Annotated in this window: 16 protein-coding genes; all 16 read left to right on the top strand. The window is 70.9% G+C overall.

Annotation, left to right across the window (positions count from 1 at the left end; genetic code table 11):
* Positions 1 to 12: 12 nt before the first annotated feature.
* The 16 genes from ACIA6C_RS30820 to ACIA6C_RS30745 all read left to right on the top strand — a co-directional run bounded on the left by ACIA6C_RS30820 (position 13) and on the right by ACIA6C_RS30745 (position 15,836).
* The gene (locus tag ACIA6C_RS30820) at positions 13 to 357 is read left to right on the top strand and encodes an STAS domain-containing protein (RefSeq protein ID WP_361140005.1); all 345 of its coding nucleotides are present in this window, start codon (positions 13 to 15) and stop codon (positions 355 to 357) included.
* The gene (glgX, locus tag ACIA6C_RS30815) at positions 354 to 2,501 is read left to right on the top strand and encodes a glycogen debranching protein GlgX (protein ID WP_399280826.1); all 2,148 of its coding nucleotides are present in this window, start codon (positions 354 to 356) and stop codon (positions 2,499 to 2,501) included. The genes ACIA6C_RS30820 and glgX overlap by 4 nt, the downstream gene beginning before the upstream one ends.
* A gap of 16 nt (positions 2,502 to 2,517) precedes the next feature.
* The gene (locus ACIA6C_RS30810; RefSeq protein WP_190187123.1) at positions 2,518 to 2,829 is read left to right on the top strand and encodes an STAS domain-containing protein; all 312 of its coding nucleotides are present in this window, start codon (positions 2,518 to 2,520) and stop codon (positions 2,827 to 2,829) included.
* A 14-nt stretch (positions 2,830 to 2,843) separates the two neighbouring features.
* Positions 2,844 to 3,299, top strand: coding sequence for an ATP-binding protein (locus ACIA6C_RS30805; protein WP_361140050.1), 456 nt, complete (start codon positions 2,844 to 2,846; stop codon positions 3,297 to 3,299).
* Positions 3,281 to 4,531, top strand: coding sequence for a PP2C family protein-serine/threonine phosphatase (locus tag ACIA6C_RS30800; RefSeq protein ID WP_361139999.1), 1,251 nt, complete (start codon positions 3,281 to 3,283; stop codon positions 4,529 to 4,531). Before ACIA6C_RS30805 ends, ACIA6C_RS30800 begins: the two co-directional genes overlap by 19 nt.
* Positions 4,531 to 5,274, top strand: coding sequence for a MinD/ParA family protein (locus ACIA6C_RS30795; protein WP_361139996.1), 744 nt, complete (start codon positions 4,531 to 4,533; stop codon positions 5,272 to 5,274). Before ACIA6C_RS30800 ends, ACIA6C_RS30795 begins: the two co-directional genes overlap by 1 nt.
* A 70-nt stretch (positions 5,275 to 5,344) precedes the next feature.
* On the top strand, positions 5,345 to 6,085 hold the full coding sequence (locus ACIA6C_RS30790) for a type 1 glutamine amidotransferase domain-containing protein (protein WP_399280823.1): 741 nt from the start codon (positions 5,345 to 5,347) through the stop codon (positions 6,083 to 6,085).
* Positions 6,086 to 6,118: 33 nt separating this feature from the next.
* A complete protein-coding gene (locus ACIA6C_RS30785; protein WP_366082059.1) occupies positions 6,119 to 7,603 on the top strand; it encodes an aldehyde dehydrogenase family protein in 1,485 nt (494 codons plus the stop codon).
* 9 nt (positions 7,604 to 7,612) lie between these two features.
* On the top strand, positions 7,613 to 8,227 hold the full coding sequence (locus ACIA6C_RS30780; RefSeq protein ID WP_399280821.1) for an NADPH-dependent F420 reductase: 615 nt from the start codon (positions 7,613 to 7,615) through the stop codon (positions 8,225 to 8,227).
* Positions 8,212 to 8,733 carry a (2Fe-2S)-binding protein gene (locus ACIA6C_RS30775; RefSeq protein WP_399280819.1) on the top strand — a complete coding sequence of 174 codons (522 nt, stop codon included), beginning with the start codon at positions 8,212 to 8,214 and terminating at the stop codon, positions 8,731 to 8,733. Before ACIA6C_RS30780 ends, ACIA6C_RS30775 begins: the two co-directional genes overlap by 16 nt.
* A 4-nt stretch (positions 8,734 to 8,737) precedes the next feature.
* On the top strand, positions 8,738 to 11,143 hold the full coding sequence (locus ACIA6C_RS30770) for a xanthine dehydrogenase family protein molybdopterin-binding subunit (RefSeq protein ID WP_399280817.1): 2,406 nt from the start codon (positions 8,738 to 8,740) through the stop codon (positions 11,141 to 11,143).
* Positions 11,140 to 11,964 (top strand): FAD binding domain-containing protein, encoded by an 825-nt coding sequence (locus ACIA6C_RS30765; protein ID WP_399280815.1) that lies wholly within the window; start codon positions 11,140 to 11,142, stop codon positions 11,962 to 11,964. Before ACIA6C_RS30770 ends, ACIA6C_RS30765 begins: the two co-directional genes overlap by 4 nt.
* A gap of 30 nt (positions 11,965 to 11,994) precedes the next feature.
* Positions 11,995 to 13,254: an MFS transporter gene (locus ACIA6C_RS30760; RefSeq protein WP_399280813.1), complete on the top strand. Its 1,260-nt coding sequence runs from the start codon at positions 11,995 to 11,997 to the stop codon at positions 13,252 to 13,254.
* Positions 13,251 to 14,729 (top strand): ATP-binding protein, encoded by a 1,479-nt coding sequence (locus ACIA6C_RS30755; RefSeq protein WP_399280811.1) that lies wholly within the window; start codon positions 13,251 to 13,253, stop codon positions 14,727 to 14,729. The genes ACIA6C_RS30760 and ACIA6C_RS30755 overlap by 4 nt, the downstream gene beginning before the upstream one ends.
* 33 nt (positions 14,730 to 14,762) lie before the next feature.
* The gene (locus tag ACIA6C_RS30750) at positions 14,763 to 15,104 is read left to right on the top strand and encodes a nuclear transport factor 2 family protein (RefSeq protein WP_329193563.1); all 342 of its coding nucleotides are present in this window, start codon (positions 14,763 to 14,765) and stop codon (positions 15,102 to 15,104) included.
* Between the two features lie 84 nt (positions 15,105 to 15,188).
* Complete coding sequence (locus ACIA6C_RS30745) at positions 15,189 to 15,836, top strand: TMEM175 family protein (RefSeq protein ID WP_361139971.1); 648 nt, start codon at positions 15,189 to 15,191, stop codon at positions 15,834 to 15,836.
* The last annotated feature ends 13 nt before the right edge of the window (positions 15,837 to 15,849 follow it).

Genomic DNA, 15,849 nt, shown 5'->3' with positions numbered 1-15,849 from the left:
GGGAAGAAGACAATGACTCTTCACGTGAAAGAACGCCGGAACAAGGGCGGCACGGTACTCGTCGCCACCGGCGAGATCAACAGCGAGACCTCGGGGCAGCTGCTCCAGGCCCTGCTGCCGCTCGTCCGCGAAGGCCGGTCGCTGCGCATCGACCTCACCGCCGTCACCTACGTCTCCAGCGCCGGGCTGCGCACCCTGCTCGTCGTCTACCGCGAGGCCCAGCACGCCGGAGTCGCCGTCACCCTGTACGGGGTGAGCGAGGAAGTCCGGTTCGTCATGTCGGCCACCGGCTTCCTGGACTTCTTCTCCGCCGGCGAGGCCGAGGCGGCCAACGCGAAGGCCCGGGCCGTGCGATGAGCGAACCCACGACCGAACAGGTACTGCGCGTCGACGCCTACCCCACCCACGAGGTGGGCGGGTTCCGCGTCCGCGCCGGCAAGCCGTTCCCCTTCGGGGCCAACGTGGTCCCCGGCGGGGTCAGCTTCGCCGTCTTCTCCGACCAGGCCACCTCCATGACCCTGGTCATCTACAAGCGCGGCGAGGCCGAACCGATGGCCGAGCTGCAGTTCCCCGAGGAATTCCGCACCGGCAGCGTCTTCGCGATGACGGTCTTCGGCCTCGACCACGAGAACATCGAGTACGGGTACCGGGCCGACGGGCCCTACGACCCCGTCACCGGCCACCGCTTCGACGCCCGCCAGGTCCTCTCCGACCCCTACGCGCGGCTGATCGCCGGCCGCGACGTGTGGGGCGTGGAGCCGGACCGCAGCCGCGGCTACCAGTACCGCTCGCGGGTCTGCCTCCAGGACTTCGACTGGGGCGACGACACCCCGCTGCGGATCCCCGCCGAAGACCTCGTCGTCTACGAGGCCCACGTGCGCGGCTTCACCCGGCACCCCTCCTCGGGGGTCACCGCCCCCGGCACCTTCGCGGGGCTGCGCGAGAAGATCCCGTACCTCAAGGAACTCGGGATCAACTGCATAGAGCTGCTCCCGGTGTTCGAGTTCGACGAGAGCGACAACCCGCGCAGCAACCCGGAGACCGGGGAGAAGCTCTACGACTACTGGGGCTACAACACCGTCTCCTTCTTCGCGCCCAAGGCGGGCTACGCGGCCACCGGACGCTACGGGATGCAGGGCGACGAGTTCCGCACGCTGATCAAGGACCTGCACGCGGCCGGCATCGAGGTCATCCTCGACGTCGTCTTCAACCACACCGCCGAGGGCAACGAGCAGGGCCCGACGATCTCCTTCAAGGGGCTCGACAACGCCACGTACTACATGCTCACGCCCGAGGGCTACTACTTCAACTTCAGCGGCACCGGCAACACCGTCAACTGCAACCACCCCGTTGTCCGCAACTTCGTACTCGACTGCCTGCGCCACTGGGTCGCCGACTACCACGTCGACGGCTTCCGCTTCGACCTCGCGGCGATCCTCGGCCGCTCCGCCGACGGAACCCCGCTGCCCAACCCGCCGCTGCTGGAGTCGCTCGCCTTCGACCCGGTGCTGCGGCACACCAAGCTCATCGCCGAGGCCTGGGACGCCGGCGGCCTGTACGAGGTCGGCAACTTCCCGGCCTACGGCCGCTGGGCCGAGTGGAACGGCAAGTACCGCGACACCGTGCGCAGCTTTCTCAAGGGCGACCCCGGAGTCACCGGGGAACTCGCCACACGGGTCGCGGGCTCGCCCGACCTGTACGCCACCCGCGGAACCTCGGCGTCGGTCAACTTCCTGACCGCGCACGACGGGTTCACCCTCGCCGACCTGGTCTCCTACAACGACAAGCACAACGAGGCCAACGGCGAGGGCAACAACGACGGCGGCAACGACAACGCCAGCTGGAACTGCGGGGCCGAAGGACCCACCGACGACCCGGAGATCAACGCCCTGCGCCTGCGCCAGATGAAGAACGCCATGGCCATCCTCTTCACCAGCCAGGGCATCCCGATGCTGCTGTCCGGCGACGAGGTGGCGCGCACCCAGCAGGGCAACAACAACACGTACTGCCAGGACAACGAACTGTCCTGGTTCGACTGGGACCAGGTCGACCAGAACAGCGAACTCCTGCGCTTCACCCGGGAGATGATCGCCTTTCGCAAGCACCACCGGGAACTGCGCTCCACCTCCCACCCCACCGGACGGATGCGGGACACCCTGGGGCTGCCCGACATCAGCTGGCACGGCGAGCGGGCCTGGCAGCCCGACTGGTCGCAGGACAGCCGGCTGCTGGCGGTGGCCCGCTGCGGCACCGGGGACGACGACGTGGTGTACGTGGCCATGAACGCGCACTGGGAGTCGCACGACCTGGAGCTGCCCGCCCTGCCGGGCGGGCGGACCTGGCACCTGTTCGCCGACACCTCGGCCGAGGCGCCGTACGACATCCGCACCCCCGGTGCGGAGCAGGAGCTGGACAACGCCGGCAAGTACCTGATCGGCCCCCGCTCCGTCGTGATCCTCGTGGGCCGTACGAACGAGCCCGAGACGACCGGGACGTTCTGACCGAAGGAGATCTGACATGCCGCTTTCCGTGACCCTGAGCATCGAGGGTGACACCACCGTGATCGAACTGGAGGGCGAGCTGGACGCCAAGACGGCGCCGGACTTCCACCAGACCATCGAGAAGGCCGCGGGCCACGGCACCAGCACGGTCGAGATCCGGATGGCCGGCGTCGGCTACATGGCCAGTGCCGGACTGCGCTCCCTGGTCTTCGCCCAGCAGAAGGTGGCCGACCACGTCACCATCAAGGTGGTCGGCGCCATCGAGCCCGTCTCCCGGACCATCCGCACCGCCGGACTGGACCGGAGCATCCAGCTCTCCGACGACTGACGGCCGTGGGCGACATGGTCGAACTGGCGAGCAAACCCTCCGTACTGGACGTGCCCGCGAAGATCGGGGCGCTGGGCGAGATCGCCGCGTTCGTCCTGCGGCTGGCCGGCCGGGCGGGCCTGGGCAAGCAGGCGACGTACCGGATCCGGCTGGCCGTGGACGAGCTGGCCACGAACATCGTCATGCACGGGTACCGCGGCGGCGGCGGACGCATCACCGTCCGCGGCCACTGCGGTCCCGGCGGGGTGCGGATCGTCCTGGAGGACACCGCACCCCCCTTCGACCCCGTCGAGGGCCGCCTGCCCCCCGCTCTCGGGGTACCCCCGCACCGGCGGCGGGTCGGCGGCCTCGGCATCCACCTGGCACTCACCAGCGTGGACGAATACAGCTACGCACGCATGGACGGCCGGAACACCAGCACGCTGACTGTGAAGGCTGAGGAGACGGACCCATGCCCTCCACGACCGTGATCATCCTCGACGAGTACCCGCCTCCCACGCCCGAACTGCTGGACGCACTCAGGCTGATGGATGCGGAACTCGTCCCCCGCACCCTCGCGGAACTGCTGCGCGGCCCACTGGAAGTGCTGCCCGTGGCGGACGTGCTGCTCGCCCCGGCCGAGGCCGACGGCGAGAGCATCCGCTCAGCCGTCCGCAGGCTGCGCCGCTGGGCGGGGGCCCCGATCGTGGTCGTCTGGACCGTGACGGAATTCGCCGCACTGGAGCACCACGTGCGGCTCGGCCACGACTACCTCGTACCCCCGTTCCTGCCGGCCCTGGTCGGCGCCCGGCTGCACAGCTGCTCCGAGCGGGCCGGGCTCGGCCGCACCCTGCGCGAGGCGGACGCCCGTGCCGAACTGATGGGCTACGAGAAGGAGCTGGAGATCGGCCGGGAGATCCAGGCCGGCTTCCTTCCCGAATCGCTGCCCGTCCCGGCGGGCTGGGAGATCGACGTGCGCTTCCGGCCCGCACGACAGGTCGCCGGGGACTTCTACGACGTCTTCGAGATGTCCCGGGGCCGGCGGCTGGCGGTGGTCGTCGCCGACGTCTGCGACAAGGGCGTCGGAGCCGCCCTCTTCATGGCCCTCATCCGCTCGCTGCTGCGGCACACCGCCGAGAACAGCGGCCTCCAGCACCTGATGGCGGCGGGCCGCACGGGCGGGAGCCGACGTACGCCCGTCGTCGGCGCCACCCCGCTGCTCAACGCCGTCACCGCCACCAACGGCTACCTCACCCGCAACCACCTGCGGCAGGGCTACTTCGCCACCTTGTTCTTCGGCGTGCTCGACCCGCAGACCGGAAGCCTCGTCTACATCAACGGCGGCCACAACCCGCCCCTGCTGCTGTCCGGCTCCGGTGACGTGCCCGTACCGCTCGACGTCACCGGACCGGCCGTCGGCGTACTGCCCGACTGCGTCTACACCCTCGGCTACGCCCAGCTGAACCCGGGCGACACCCTCTTCGTGTTCACGGACGGGGTACCCGAGGCCCGTTGTCCGCAGGGAACCTTCCTCGGCGACGACCGGATGCTGGAACTGCTCTCCGGTCCCCCGGCGAGCGGCAAGGACGTGGTCGACCGGATCGACCTGGCGGTGCGCGAGCACACCGGCAGCGCCGAGCAGCACGACGACGTCACCATGCTGGCCCTGCACCGGCCTCGTGCGGCGCGGGGGCCGCACGCAGACCTCAGGGCGGCGGCCTGATGACCCGGACCATCGTGGTGCACTCGCACCGAGGCGGCACCGGGAAGTCCTCGGTCCTGGCGAACCTCGCGCTGCTGATGGCGGCCGGGGGGCGCCGGGTGGGGGTGGTCGACACCGACATCCACTCACCCAGCCTGGACCTGCTGTTCCGGCTCGCGCCCGGCGCCTCCCTGGCCGACTACCTCCTCGGCCGCTGCGAGATCGAGGCCGCCGCCCGGCAGAGCGGCGTGCCGGGGCTGTACGTGGTGCCGGCCCGGACCGGGACCGCGGCGCTGCGCGAGCTGATGTCCACCGGCTACGACGTGGGGCTGCTGGCCGAGGGCTTCGACCGGCTGGCCGAGCACTACGCCCTCGACGTGCTGCTGCTCGACACGCACGCCGGGCTCAACAACGAGTCGGTGACGGCCATGGCCGGCGCCGACGTGGTGGTGATCCTCGCGCGCGCCGACCGCGTCGACCTCTCCGGGGTCGAGGAGACGGTCTCCCTCGCCGGGCGCCTGGCCTGCCGGCGGGCCCTCGTCCTCAGCATGGCCCCCGAGGGCGTCGACCGGGCGGACGCCCGCCGGCGCGCCGAGGAGGTCTACGGCGCACCCCTGGCCGGAATCCTTCCGTACGTACCGGAAATGGCCGCCTTGTACGGCGAGCGCATATTCGCAGAAGCCCATCCCGACCACCCCCTGGTCGGTGAATTCCGCACCATCATCTCGGCGCTGGACGCACGTGACGAAGTATCGCGCGCCTGACGCTCCCCCCTTACGCCCCCCGCAGGGGGCGTGTTGAATCGGCAGCGATTCCAGAACAAGGAGATCAGTCATGAAGATCCTCGTCGTCATGACGGCAAAGGCCACGCTCCATCTGCTCGACGGGGAACAGCACCCCTCGGGATTCTGGGCCGAGGAATTCGTCGTGCCCTACACCCTCTTCCGTGCCGCCGGCCACACCGTGGACGTGGCGACGATCGGCGGCCAGGCCCCGACGGTCGACCAGACCAGCATCGACCCGCAGTTCCTCCAGTGGGTCCGCCCGGCGGGCTCCCCCGACGAGGACGCCGCCAACGCGGCCGAATACGTACGGGTCATCGGGGACACCCCGCAGCTCGCGCACCCGATCGCGCTCGAAACCCTCGGTGAGAAGGACATCGCCGACTACGACGGCATCTACGTCAGCGGCGGCCACGGCGCCATCGGGGACCTGCCCAAGTCCGACGAGCTGGCCCAGATCCTGCGGTGGGCCATCGCCCAGGACAAGCCGCTGGCCACCGTCTGCCACGGCCACACCTCGCTCCTCGCGCTCCGCGACGGCGAGGGCCGCTGGCCGTTCGAGGGCTACCGGATGACGGCCTTCTCGCACAGCGAGGAGCTCGTCACCAACATGGCCGGCCGGCTGCCGCTGATCCTGGAGGTCGAACTCACCCGGCTCGGCGCCCGCTACGAGAAGGCCGAGGCGATCTGGGACTCCCACGTCGTCGTCGACCGCAGGCTCACCACCGGCCAGAACCCCTACTCCTCCAAGGCCCTCGCCGAGACCTTCTTAGCGCAGCTCGCGAAGGGCTGACAGGCCCCCCGCACCCCGACACGGAAGGCAGCCATGACCAAGCGTGAGCTGAGCGGCCAGCCCCTCGCCAACCCCGGGAAACTCTTCATCGGCGGCAGATGGGTCCCATCCCGGGACGGCCGGACCGAACCGGACGTCAGCCCCGTGGACGGGCGGGAGATCGTGCCGGTGGCCCAGGCGACGGCCGCCGACGCGGACGCGGCCGTGGCCGCCGCCCGGGCGGCGTACGAGGAAGGCCCGTGGAGCAGACTGTCCGCCCAGGAACGCGCGCTGCGGCTGAACCGGGTCGGGGAGCTCATCGAGCGGGACCTGGAGGAGATCGCCCTGCTGGAGACGGTGGACATGGGCAAACCGTTCGCCTTCTCCAGCACCGTCGACGCTCCCATGGCCGCCCAGCTCATGCACTACTACGCGGGCGCGGTCACCCGCGTCGACGGCTCCTCGCGGGCGCCGGCCGGCGGGCAGCTCGCCTACACCCTGCGCGAACCGCTGGGGGTGGTGTGTGCCATCACCCCCTTCAACTTCCCGCTGCTGCTCTCGATGACCAAGATCGCCCCGGCCCTCGCCGCGGGCAACACGGTCGTCCACAAGCCCTCCCCGGCCACCCCGCTCACCGCCCTCAAGATCGCCGAGCTCTTCCAGGAGGCGGAGATCCCCGACGGGGTGCTGAACGTCATCACCGGACCGGGCGTGGAACTGGGCGAGACCCTCACCGACCACCCCGGCATCGACAAGATCGCCTTCACCGGCTCCACCGCGGTGGGCCAGTCGATCATCCGCAAGTCGGCCGGCACCCTCAAGAAGGTGACGATGGAACTCGGCGGCAAGTCCGCCAACATCGTCTTCGCCGACGCCGACCTGGACGCCGCCGAGGAACTCGCCTTCTTCGGCATCTACTACAACAAGGGCGAGATCTGCACCGCCGGCTCCCGGCTGCTCCTCCAACGCCCCATCCACGACGAACTCGTCGAACGCCTGGTCCGCCGGGCCGCCGCCCTGAGGCCCGGCGACCCCCGCGACCCGGCGACCCTCTTCGGACCGCTCGCCCACCGGGGGCAGTTCGAGAAGGTCAGCTCGTACATCGAGATCGGCGAGAAGGAAGGCGCCGTCCTTAGGACCGGCGGCACCGGCTGGACCCCGGAGGGTGCCTCCAGCCAGGGCCTGTACTTCCTGCCGACCGTCTTCACCGGGGTCGACAACGGCATGCGGATCGCCCAGGAGGAGATCTTCGGCCCGGTGCTGTCGATCATCCCCTTCGACACCGAAGAGGACGCCATCCGCATCGCCAACGACAGCGCCTACGGACTGGCGGCCGGCGTGCACACCAAGGACCTGCGCCGGGCCCACCGGGTCGCCTCGCAGATCAAGGCGGGCACCGTCTGGGTCAACTGCTACAACCAGTACGACCCCTCCGTGCCCTACGGCGGCTACAAGGCCTCCGGCTACGGCCGTGAGTGCGGGCCCGAATCCCTCGAAAGCTATACCCAGACCAAGTCGGTCTGGATCGGCATGGACTGAGGAGCGTCAATGCGGACAGGCATCATCGGCACCGGCCGGATCGGCACGGTCCTCGCACGGATCCTGGTCGCCGCCGGCCACGAGGTCGTCCTCGCAGGCGCCCGCGGGCCGCAGGCCCTGGCCCCGCTGGTGGCCGAACTCGGCGCCGCGGCTTCGGCGGCGCACCCCGCCGAAGCCGCGGGCCGGGCCGACCTGGTGGTGCTGATGGTGCCCTTCGACCAGGTACGGGGGCTGCTGCCGCCGCACGTGGTGCAGGACAAGGTCCTCGTGGACGCGACCAACGCGTTCGCGGGCCCCGGGACCCCCGCCGATCTCGGCGGACGCGGATCCAGCGACCTGGTCGCCGAGTGGTACCCCGGCGTCCGGGTCGTGAAATCCCTGAACACCATGCATTTCGAGACCCTCGCCGTTGCCGGTACCGCAGGGGGCGAACGACTGGCCCATTTCACGGCGGGCGACGACGGGAAATCGAAGGAAATCGTCGCGGGAATCATCTCGGACCTGGGATTCGCCCCCGTCGACACCGGCCCGCTGCACTCCGGAGGAATTCTCCAACAGCCCGGCGGACCCCTCTTCAACCGGCCGCTCACGGAAGCGCAGGCGCTCGCATGGATCTCTCACTGAACGTGAACGGAAGACCCGAGCAGTTCTCGGCCCCGCCGAACGAACTGCTCGTGGAACGGCTGCGTGACGGCCTCGGACTGACCGGGACCAAAGTCGGATGCGACACCGGCCAGTGCGGCACGTGCGTCGTCCGCATCGACGGCAGGTCCGTCAAGAGCTGCCTGGTCCTCACCGCATCGGCCGCCGGCTCCCGGGTGACCACCATCGAGGGCGTCACCACCCGCGGTGGCGAACTCACCGGACTCCAGGAGGCCCTGCGCGAGGAGCACGGCACCCAGTGCGGCTTCTGCACCCCCGGCATGGTCATGGCCCTCGGTGAACTGGTCGACAACACGGCCGGCCGCGAAGCCCCCACCGAGCCGGAGATCCGCGAGTGGCTCACCGGCAACCTGTGCCGCTGCACCGGCTACCACAGCGTCGTACGCGGAGTGCAGCGCGCCTGCTCCGCCGCCCGTGCGGGGGAACCCGCGGCCGGGGCCCCCGCCGCGCCCGGACAGGAGGTGTGAGGCCGTGACCGCTGCAACGGGGGAGAGCGCTCTCCAGGGCGACGGAGTGCTGGGCCAGCCGCTGGACATCCGCGAGGATCCGCAGCTGCTGCGCGGCGAAGCCACGTACGTCGCGGACATCGACCTGCCCGGCACCGCGCACATGGCCATCCTGGGCAGTCCGGTGGCCCACGCGAGGATCGTGTCCATCGAGACCAAGGCCGCGCAGGAGCTGCCCGGCGTACTGAAAGTGGCCACCGCGGCCGACTTCACCGACGTCATGCCGCTGCCCTGCATCTGGATACCCGGCGGGGTCGAGAGCCACTTCCCGCCCCACCCCTACGGACTTCCCGGCGCCCGCCCGGTCCTGACCGGTGACCGCGTGCGCCACGTCGGCGACCCGATCGCCGTGGTGGTCGCCGAGACCCCGCGCCAGGCGGCCGCGGCGCTCGCCGCCATCGCCGTCGAGTACGAACCGCTGCCCGTGGTCACCCGCGCCGACGAGGCCCTCGCCGAGGGCGCGCCCCAGCTGCACGAGGCCGTCCCCGGCAACCTGAACGCGTACTGGACCTGCGGCGACAAGGACCGCACCGACGCGGCCATCGTCGAGGCCGAGGTCACCGTCGAACTCGACCTCGTCAACCAGCGCACCATCAACAGCCCCATCGAACCGCGCGGGGCGGTCGGCGACTACAACGCCGCCACCGACGAGTACACCCTCTACGCCTCCACCCAGGGCCCGCACAACCACCGCTTCCTGCTGGCCGCGCTGGTCCTCGGCATCCCCTTCAACAAGCTGCGCGTGATCGCGCCGACCGTGGGCGGGAGCTTCGGCACCAAGGGCTACCTCTACCCCGACATGGCGCTGGTCCTGCTGCTCTCCAAGGCGCTCGGCCGTCCCGTGAAGTGGGTGGACACCCGCACCGGCCTGATGAACTCCACCGTCCAGGGCCGCGACCACCGCCAGCACGTCACCCTCGCCGGCACCCGCGACGGCCGCATCACCGCCGTGCGCGCCACCAGCTACGCCAACCTGGGCGCCTACCCCTCCACCATCGGGCCCGGCGTCGCCACCGCCCTGATGGGCCGCTCCATCAGCGGCATGTACGACATCGACGCCGCGTTCTGCGAGGTCTACGCCGCCTTCACCAACACCGTCTCGCTGGGCGCCCAGCGCGGCAGCGGGCGCGCCGAGGCCGCGTTCCTGATGGAACGCCTCGTCGACCGGTACGCCGTCGAGATCGGCATGGACCCGGCGGCCGTGCGGCGCAAGAACCTGGTGCCGAAGGAGAAGTTCCCCTACGACAACGGGCTCGGCTGGACCTACGACTCCGGCGACTACCAGCTGAACTTCGACCGGGCCATCGAGCTGTCGGGCTACGCCGACATGCCCGCCCGCAAGGCGCAGGCCCGCGCCCGCGGCAAGCGGCTCGGCGTCGGCATCGCCTCCTACGTCGCCATCTGCGGGGTCGGTCCCTCCACGAGGATGTCGAAGGAAGGCATGCTCGGCGGCACCTGGGAGAGCGCGAACATCCGCGTCCACCCGACCGGCGAGGTCACCGTGACCGTCGGCTCCGCCTCCACCGGCCAGAGCCACGCCACCGTCTTCGCGCAGGTCGCCGCCGACGAGCTCGGCATCGACCCGGCACAGGTCCAGGTCCTGGAGGGGGACACGCAAAAGGCCCCGTACGGGCAGGGCACCTACGGCTCGCGCTCCTACAGCATGGCCGCGCCGGCCGTCGCCCTCACCGCCCGCAAGCTCAAGGCCAAGCTGGTCAAGGCGGGAGCCGTCTTCCTGGGCGTCCCCGAGGACCAGGTCGTCTACGCGGGCGGCGGCGTCCACGAAGAGGGCAACGAGGAGAACGCGAAGACCTTCGCCGAGCTGGCGATGGCCATGTGGTACGGCTGGGGGCTGCCCCCCGAGATCGAACCCGCCCTCGACGAAACCACCCACTTCGACCCCCCGGACTTCAACTACCCGTTCGGGACGCACGTCGCCGTGGTCGAGATCGACGAACTGACCGGCGAGACCGAGGTGGTGGCCTACACCGCCGTGGACGACGCCGGCAACATCGGCAACCCGAAGATCGTCCGCGGTCAGATCGAGGGCAGCATCGTGCACGGCCTGGGCCAGGCCCTCATGGAGGCCGCCGAGTACGACGAGGACGGGCTGCTCATCAGCTCCGACCTCAGCCACTACGCCCTGCCGCGCGCAGCCGACGCGCCCTTCTTCGCCCTGGACAAGACGACCACGCCCAGCCCGCACAACCCGCTCGGCGCCAAGGGGGCCGGCGAGATCGCCACGGTGCCGCCCGCCGCCGCCGTCGTCAACGCCGTCGTGGACGCCCTCTCCGACCTGGGCGTCCGGCACATCGACATGCCCCTCACCCCCGAGAAGGTCTGGCGCCGCCTGAGAGGGGAAGCCCAGTGATCCTCACCGAGTTCGACTACGTACGGCCCGTCGGCCTGGAAGAGGCGCTCACCCTCCTCGCCGGCGCCCCCGGCGCCCGGGCCCTGGCCGGCGGCCAGAGCCTGCTGCCCGACCTGCGCACCGGCGCCGCCCGGGCCCGCCTGCTGGTCGACGTACGGCACCTGGAGGAACTGCGCGGCGTCGAAGCCGCCCCGGACGGGACGCTGCGGATCGGGGCGCTGACCACGCTCGCCGAACTGGCGTCCCACCCGCTGGTGCTGGCGCAGGCGCCGGAGATCGCCGCCGCGGCCCGCGCCAACGGCGACCCCCAGGTCCGCAACCTCGGCACCACCGGGGGGAACCTGGCGGCCACCGGCCGGCCCACCGACCTGCCGGTCGCGGCCATCGCCGCGGGCGCGCGGGCAGAACTGGCCGGGAGCCGGGGGCGCTCCACGGTGACGGCCGAGGAACTCGCCGCCTCCGCAGTACCGGCGGACACCGTGATCACGGCCCTGCTGGTGCCGCCCGGGGGACCGGCGGGCGCCTTCGAGAAGAGCGCCGACCGGGCCACCCGCTACCCGCTGTGCGCGAGCGCCGTACGCATCACCGCGGACGGTCCGCGCATCGCGGTCACCGGAGCCACCGCCCGCGCCCTGCGCCTGCGCGGGGTCGAGGACCGGCTCGGCGGGGGCCCGTACACCACGGACAGCGTGCTCGCGGCCTTCCGCGCCGAGCCCCGGGAGCTGTTCGTCCCGGGCCGCGGCACCTCGGCCGAGTACCTCGGCCACCTCGCGGGGGTCCTGACCGCCCGCGCACTGGCGAGGGCCCAGGCGCACGCCTGATCACCGCCCACCACGGGGGAGTTGACAAGAGTGGCCGAACCGACCAAGACGACCACGGGGGACATCGTGCACCCGGCCGGCCGGCGGGCCGGTGCGCCCAGAGGCTCCGGCTTCTGGGTGGTGGGCGCGGTCCTCGTCCTGCTCATGCTCTCCTCCTCCGTGCCCTCCGCCCTCTACGTGCTCTACCAGCAGAAGTGGGGGCTGTCGTCGGGCACCGTCACGGTGGTCTTCGCCCTGTACGCCGTCACCGTCCTGGCGGGGCTGCTGCTCTTCGGGTCGCTGTCCGACACCCTCGGGCGGCGGCCCGTGCTGGGCGCCGCACTAATCCTCGCGATCGTGTCCATGGGATTGTTCGCCGGAGCCCAGGGGCTCGGGCTGCTCCTCGCCGCCCGCGCCGTACAGGGGCTCGCGGTCGGCCTGGCCACCGGGGCGATGGGCGCGGCCCTGCTGGAGCTGACCCCGAGCTCCAAACCGGCACTCGGGGCCCAGGTCAACAGCGCGGGCCCGACCGTCGGCATCGGGCTCGGCGGCCTGGGCGCCGGGCTCCTCGTGCAGTACGGTCCCGCACCGACCGTACTGAGCTACGCCCTGCTCGTCGGGGCCTTCGCGCTCACCCTGGTCGGGGTGGTCCGGATGCGCGAGAGCGCACCGGGGCTGCGGGGCGGCCGCTTCCGGGTCGTCCCGCGCCGCATCCGGATACCGCCGGGCACGGGCGGCCGGTTCGCCGTCCTGGTGCTCACCATCGTCGCCGTCTGGTCGGTCGGCGGCTTCTACCTCTCGCTCGGCCCGCACCTGGCCCTGTCCCTGCTCCGCAGCACCAACTACCTGGTCGGCGGCGCCACCGTCGCCCTGCTCGCGGGCGCCGCGACCGGCGCGCAGCTGCTGCTCGGCCGCACCGAGGCGCTGCGCACGGCGGTCATCGGGCTGCTGGGGCTGCTGGCCGGCCTGGCGCTGGTGCTGCTGGCGCTGGGGCTCGGCTCGGCTCCCGTCTTCCTCATCGCCACGGCCGTGCTGGGCAGCGGCTGGGGCGCCGCCTTCCTCGGCTCGTTCCGCGCCCTCAGCGCGCTCGCCGAACCGGCGCACCGCGGCGAACTGACTGCAGCGGTGTACGTGTTCGCGTACCTCGCCATGAGCGTCCCGTCGGTGCTCGCCGGAATGCTGACCAACATCCACGGCCTGCACCGCACCTCGGTCGGCTTCATGGCCGTCGTCGCCGGGGTGTGCGCGCTGGCCCTGATCGTCACCTTGCGGCTGTCCGCCCGTACGCGGGCAGAGGGGAGTACGGCATGAGCGGCCCGGAGTTGCGGTCTGCCCTGAGCGAGCTGGAGATCTTCGCCGGTCTCACCGAGGAGCAGCTGGACTGGCTGGTCTCGGTCACCGAACCCCGGGTGCTGTCCGACGGCGAGGTGCTCTTCCGCGACGGGGACGAGGCCACCTGCTTCCACGTGCTGCTCTCCGGCGGCCTCGTCGTCACCAAGGTCATCGACGGCCGGGAGGAGGTCCTCACCCGGCACTCCACCGAGGAGGAGAGCGCCGCGGCCGAGGAACACGACGGCAAACCCTCCGCCGCGCACCGCTTCACCGGGGAGCTGCCGCTGCTGACGGACGGCTCGTACGTGGCCACCGCCTCCGCGTCCGGTCCGGCGACCACCGTCGTCGGCTACCCGAAGCCGGTGTTCTTCGAGATGCTGTCCCGCTGCCACGGCGTGGCGGCCGTGCTGCTGCCCGTTCTGGCCTGGCGGATCAAGTCCTCCGAGGTGCAGGCGCGCAAGCGGGCGACGGTGGAGGCCCTCGGCACGCTCGCGGCGGGCCTCGCGCACGAGCTGAACAACCCGGCGGCCGCGGTGGCGCGCGCCGCGCAGGAACTCGCCCCCGCCCTGGACCGGCTGACCCGCACCGCGCACGCCTGGGGCGCGGCCGCCTCGGGGGCCGAACGCTCCCTGCTGGACCGGCTCACCGACGAGCTGGACAAGCTGCCGCCGCCCCAGACCTCCGACCCGCTGGCGCAGGCGGACGCCGAGGAGGAGATCACCGACTGGGCCGAGGAGGCGGGCACCGAACGGCCGGGGCTCCTCGGCTCGGGCGTCTCGGACCTCGGCCTGGAGCTGGGCTGGCTGCTGGAGCGGCTGGAGGGGATCGGGGAGCCGGCCCTGCCCGCCGCCCTGGACCACCTGGCCGCGCTGCTGGAGATCCGCTCCCTGGCCGCCGAGCTCCGGGCCGCGGGCCCGCGCATCTCCCAGCTCGTCGCCGCCACCCGCGATTACGCCAATCTCGACCGGGCCCCCGAACAGCGCTTCCCGGTCACGGACGGACTGGAGAACACGCTGGTCGTGCTCCGGTCGAAGCTCTCCGGCATCACCGTGGTACGTGAGTACGAACCAGACCTCCCCGAACTGACGGGCTATCCGGGTGAGTTGAACCAGGTGTGGACCAACCTGGTCGACAACGCGGCCGAGGCCATGGAAGGGGCCGGCACCCTCACCGTGCGTGCCCGCGCGGAGGGCGTGTGCATGGTCGTGGAGGTCGTCGACACCGGCCGCGGCATCCCCGAGGACGTCCTGCCGCGGATCTTCGAACCCTTCTACACCACCAAGGACGTGGGGAAGGGCACGGGCCTGGGGCTGCACCTCAGCTACCGGATCGTGACCCAGCGCCACCACGGGTCGATCGCGGCCCGCTCCCGGCCGGGGGAGACCCGGATGGTCGTCCGGCTGCCGCTCGCCACACCTGCGGCGGCGACCGCCACCGCCACCAGCACCAGTTGAGCCATCACCAGCCCAGAGAGAGTGGAGTCGAACATGGCCACGTACGACATTTCCAAGCTGCACCCGGTCTTCGTCCGCCAGATGGAGGCGCTCGCCGCCCTCGACATCGAGGCGGTCATGAAGAACTACACGGACGACGCCGTGCTGCTGCGCTTCGAGGGCGCCTCGGTGGGCATCGAGGCCGTCCGTGAGACGTTCACCGGGTACCTCTCGGTCAAGCCCACGCTGGTCGAACTCCAGGAGTACATCGAGACCGAGGACACGATCTTCTACCGCGCGATCATGAACCTGAACGGTCAGCCGGAGCACGCGTTCGGGACACTTGTGGTCCGCGATGGCCGGATCTGGCGCCAGACCGCCGGGTTCGGCAGCTGAACCCCGAGAACTGGGTAGCGTGTGCGGGGGGAGCGGGGGCAGCGCTCTCCCCGCATGCGCGGAACGAGTGACAAAGGGGAGTCAATGGAGCGCGAAACCGGACGCGTCGAGGCATTCAGCGACGGCGTGTTCGCCATCGTCATCACCATTCTCGTTCTGGAACTGAAAGTTCCGAAAGAGACGGGATCGGAGTTCTGGAACGGCGTGTGGGAGCAGTGGCCGCATTACGCCGCCTATGTGGTGAGTTTCCTCATCATCGGCGTGATGTGGGTGAACCACCACACCATCTTCAGTCACCTCAAGCGGGTGGACCGACCGCTGTTGTTCCTGAATCTCCTGGTGCTGATGGTGGTGTCGGTGATCCCGTACACCACCACCGTGCTCGCCGAACACCTCATGGAGGAAGGCGGATCGGCCAACGCGGCCGCGATCCTCTACAGCTCGATCACCGTGGCGTACGCCTTGGCCTTTCTGGCCTTCTGGTGGTACGTCACACGGGTCGGCCACCTCTTCCACGAACGCGTGGACAAAGAAGGCGCCCGGGCGACCCGAATGCGGTTCGGCCTGGGGGCGGTGGCCTACCCCATGACGGTGCTCCTGTCCTTTTTCTCCGCACCGCTCACTCTGGTCGCACACTTCCTGATCGCGCTCTACTATGCGGCGAACCAGATCCCGATCCCACTCGTGGTAGAGGAAGAGCGGCTCGCAACTGCCGGCGACCTCAGGAAGTAGCCGCCCTGGCCTA

This window comes from Streptomyces sp. NPDC051578 (assembly GCF_044454045.1).
Taxonomy (GTDB): domain Bacteria; phylum Actinomycetota; class Actinomycetes; order Streptomycetales; family Streptomycetaceae; genus Streptomyces.
The sequence above is the reverse complement of the archived record's forward strand: the minus strand, read 5'-3'. Positions and strand labels throughout refer to the sequence as shown.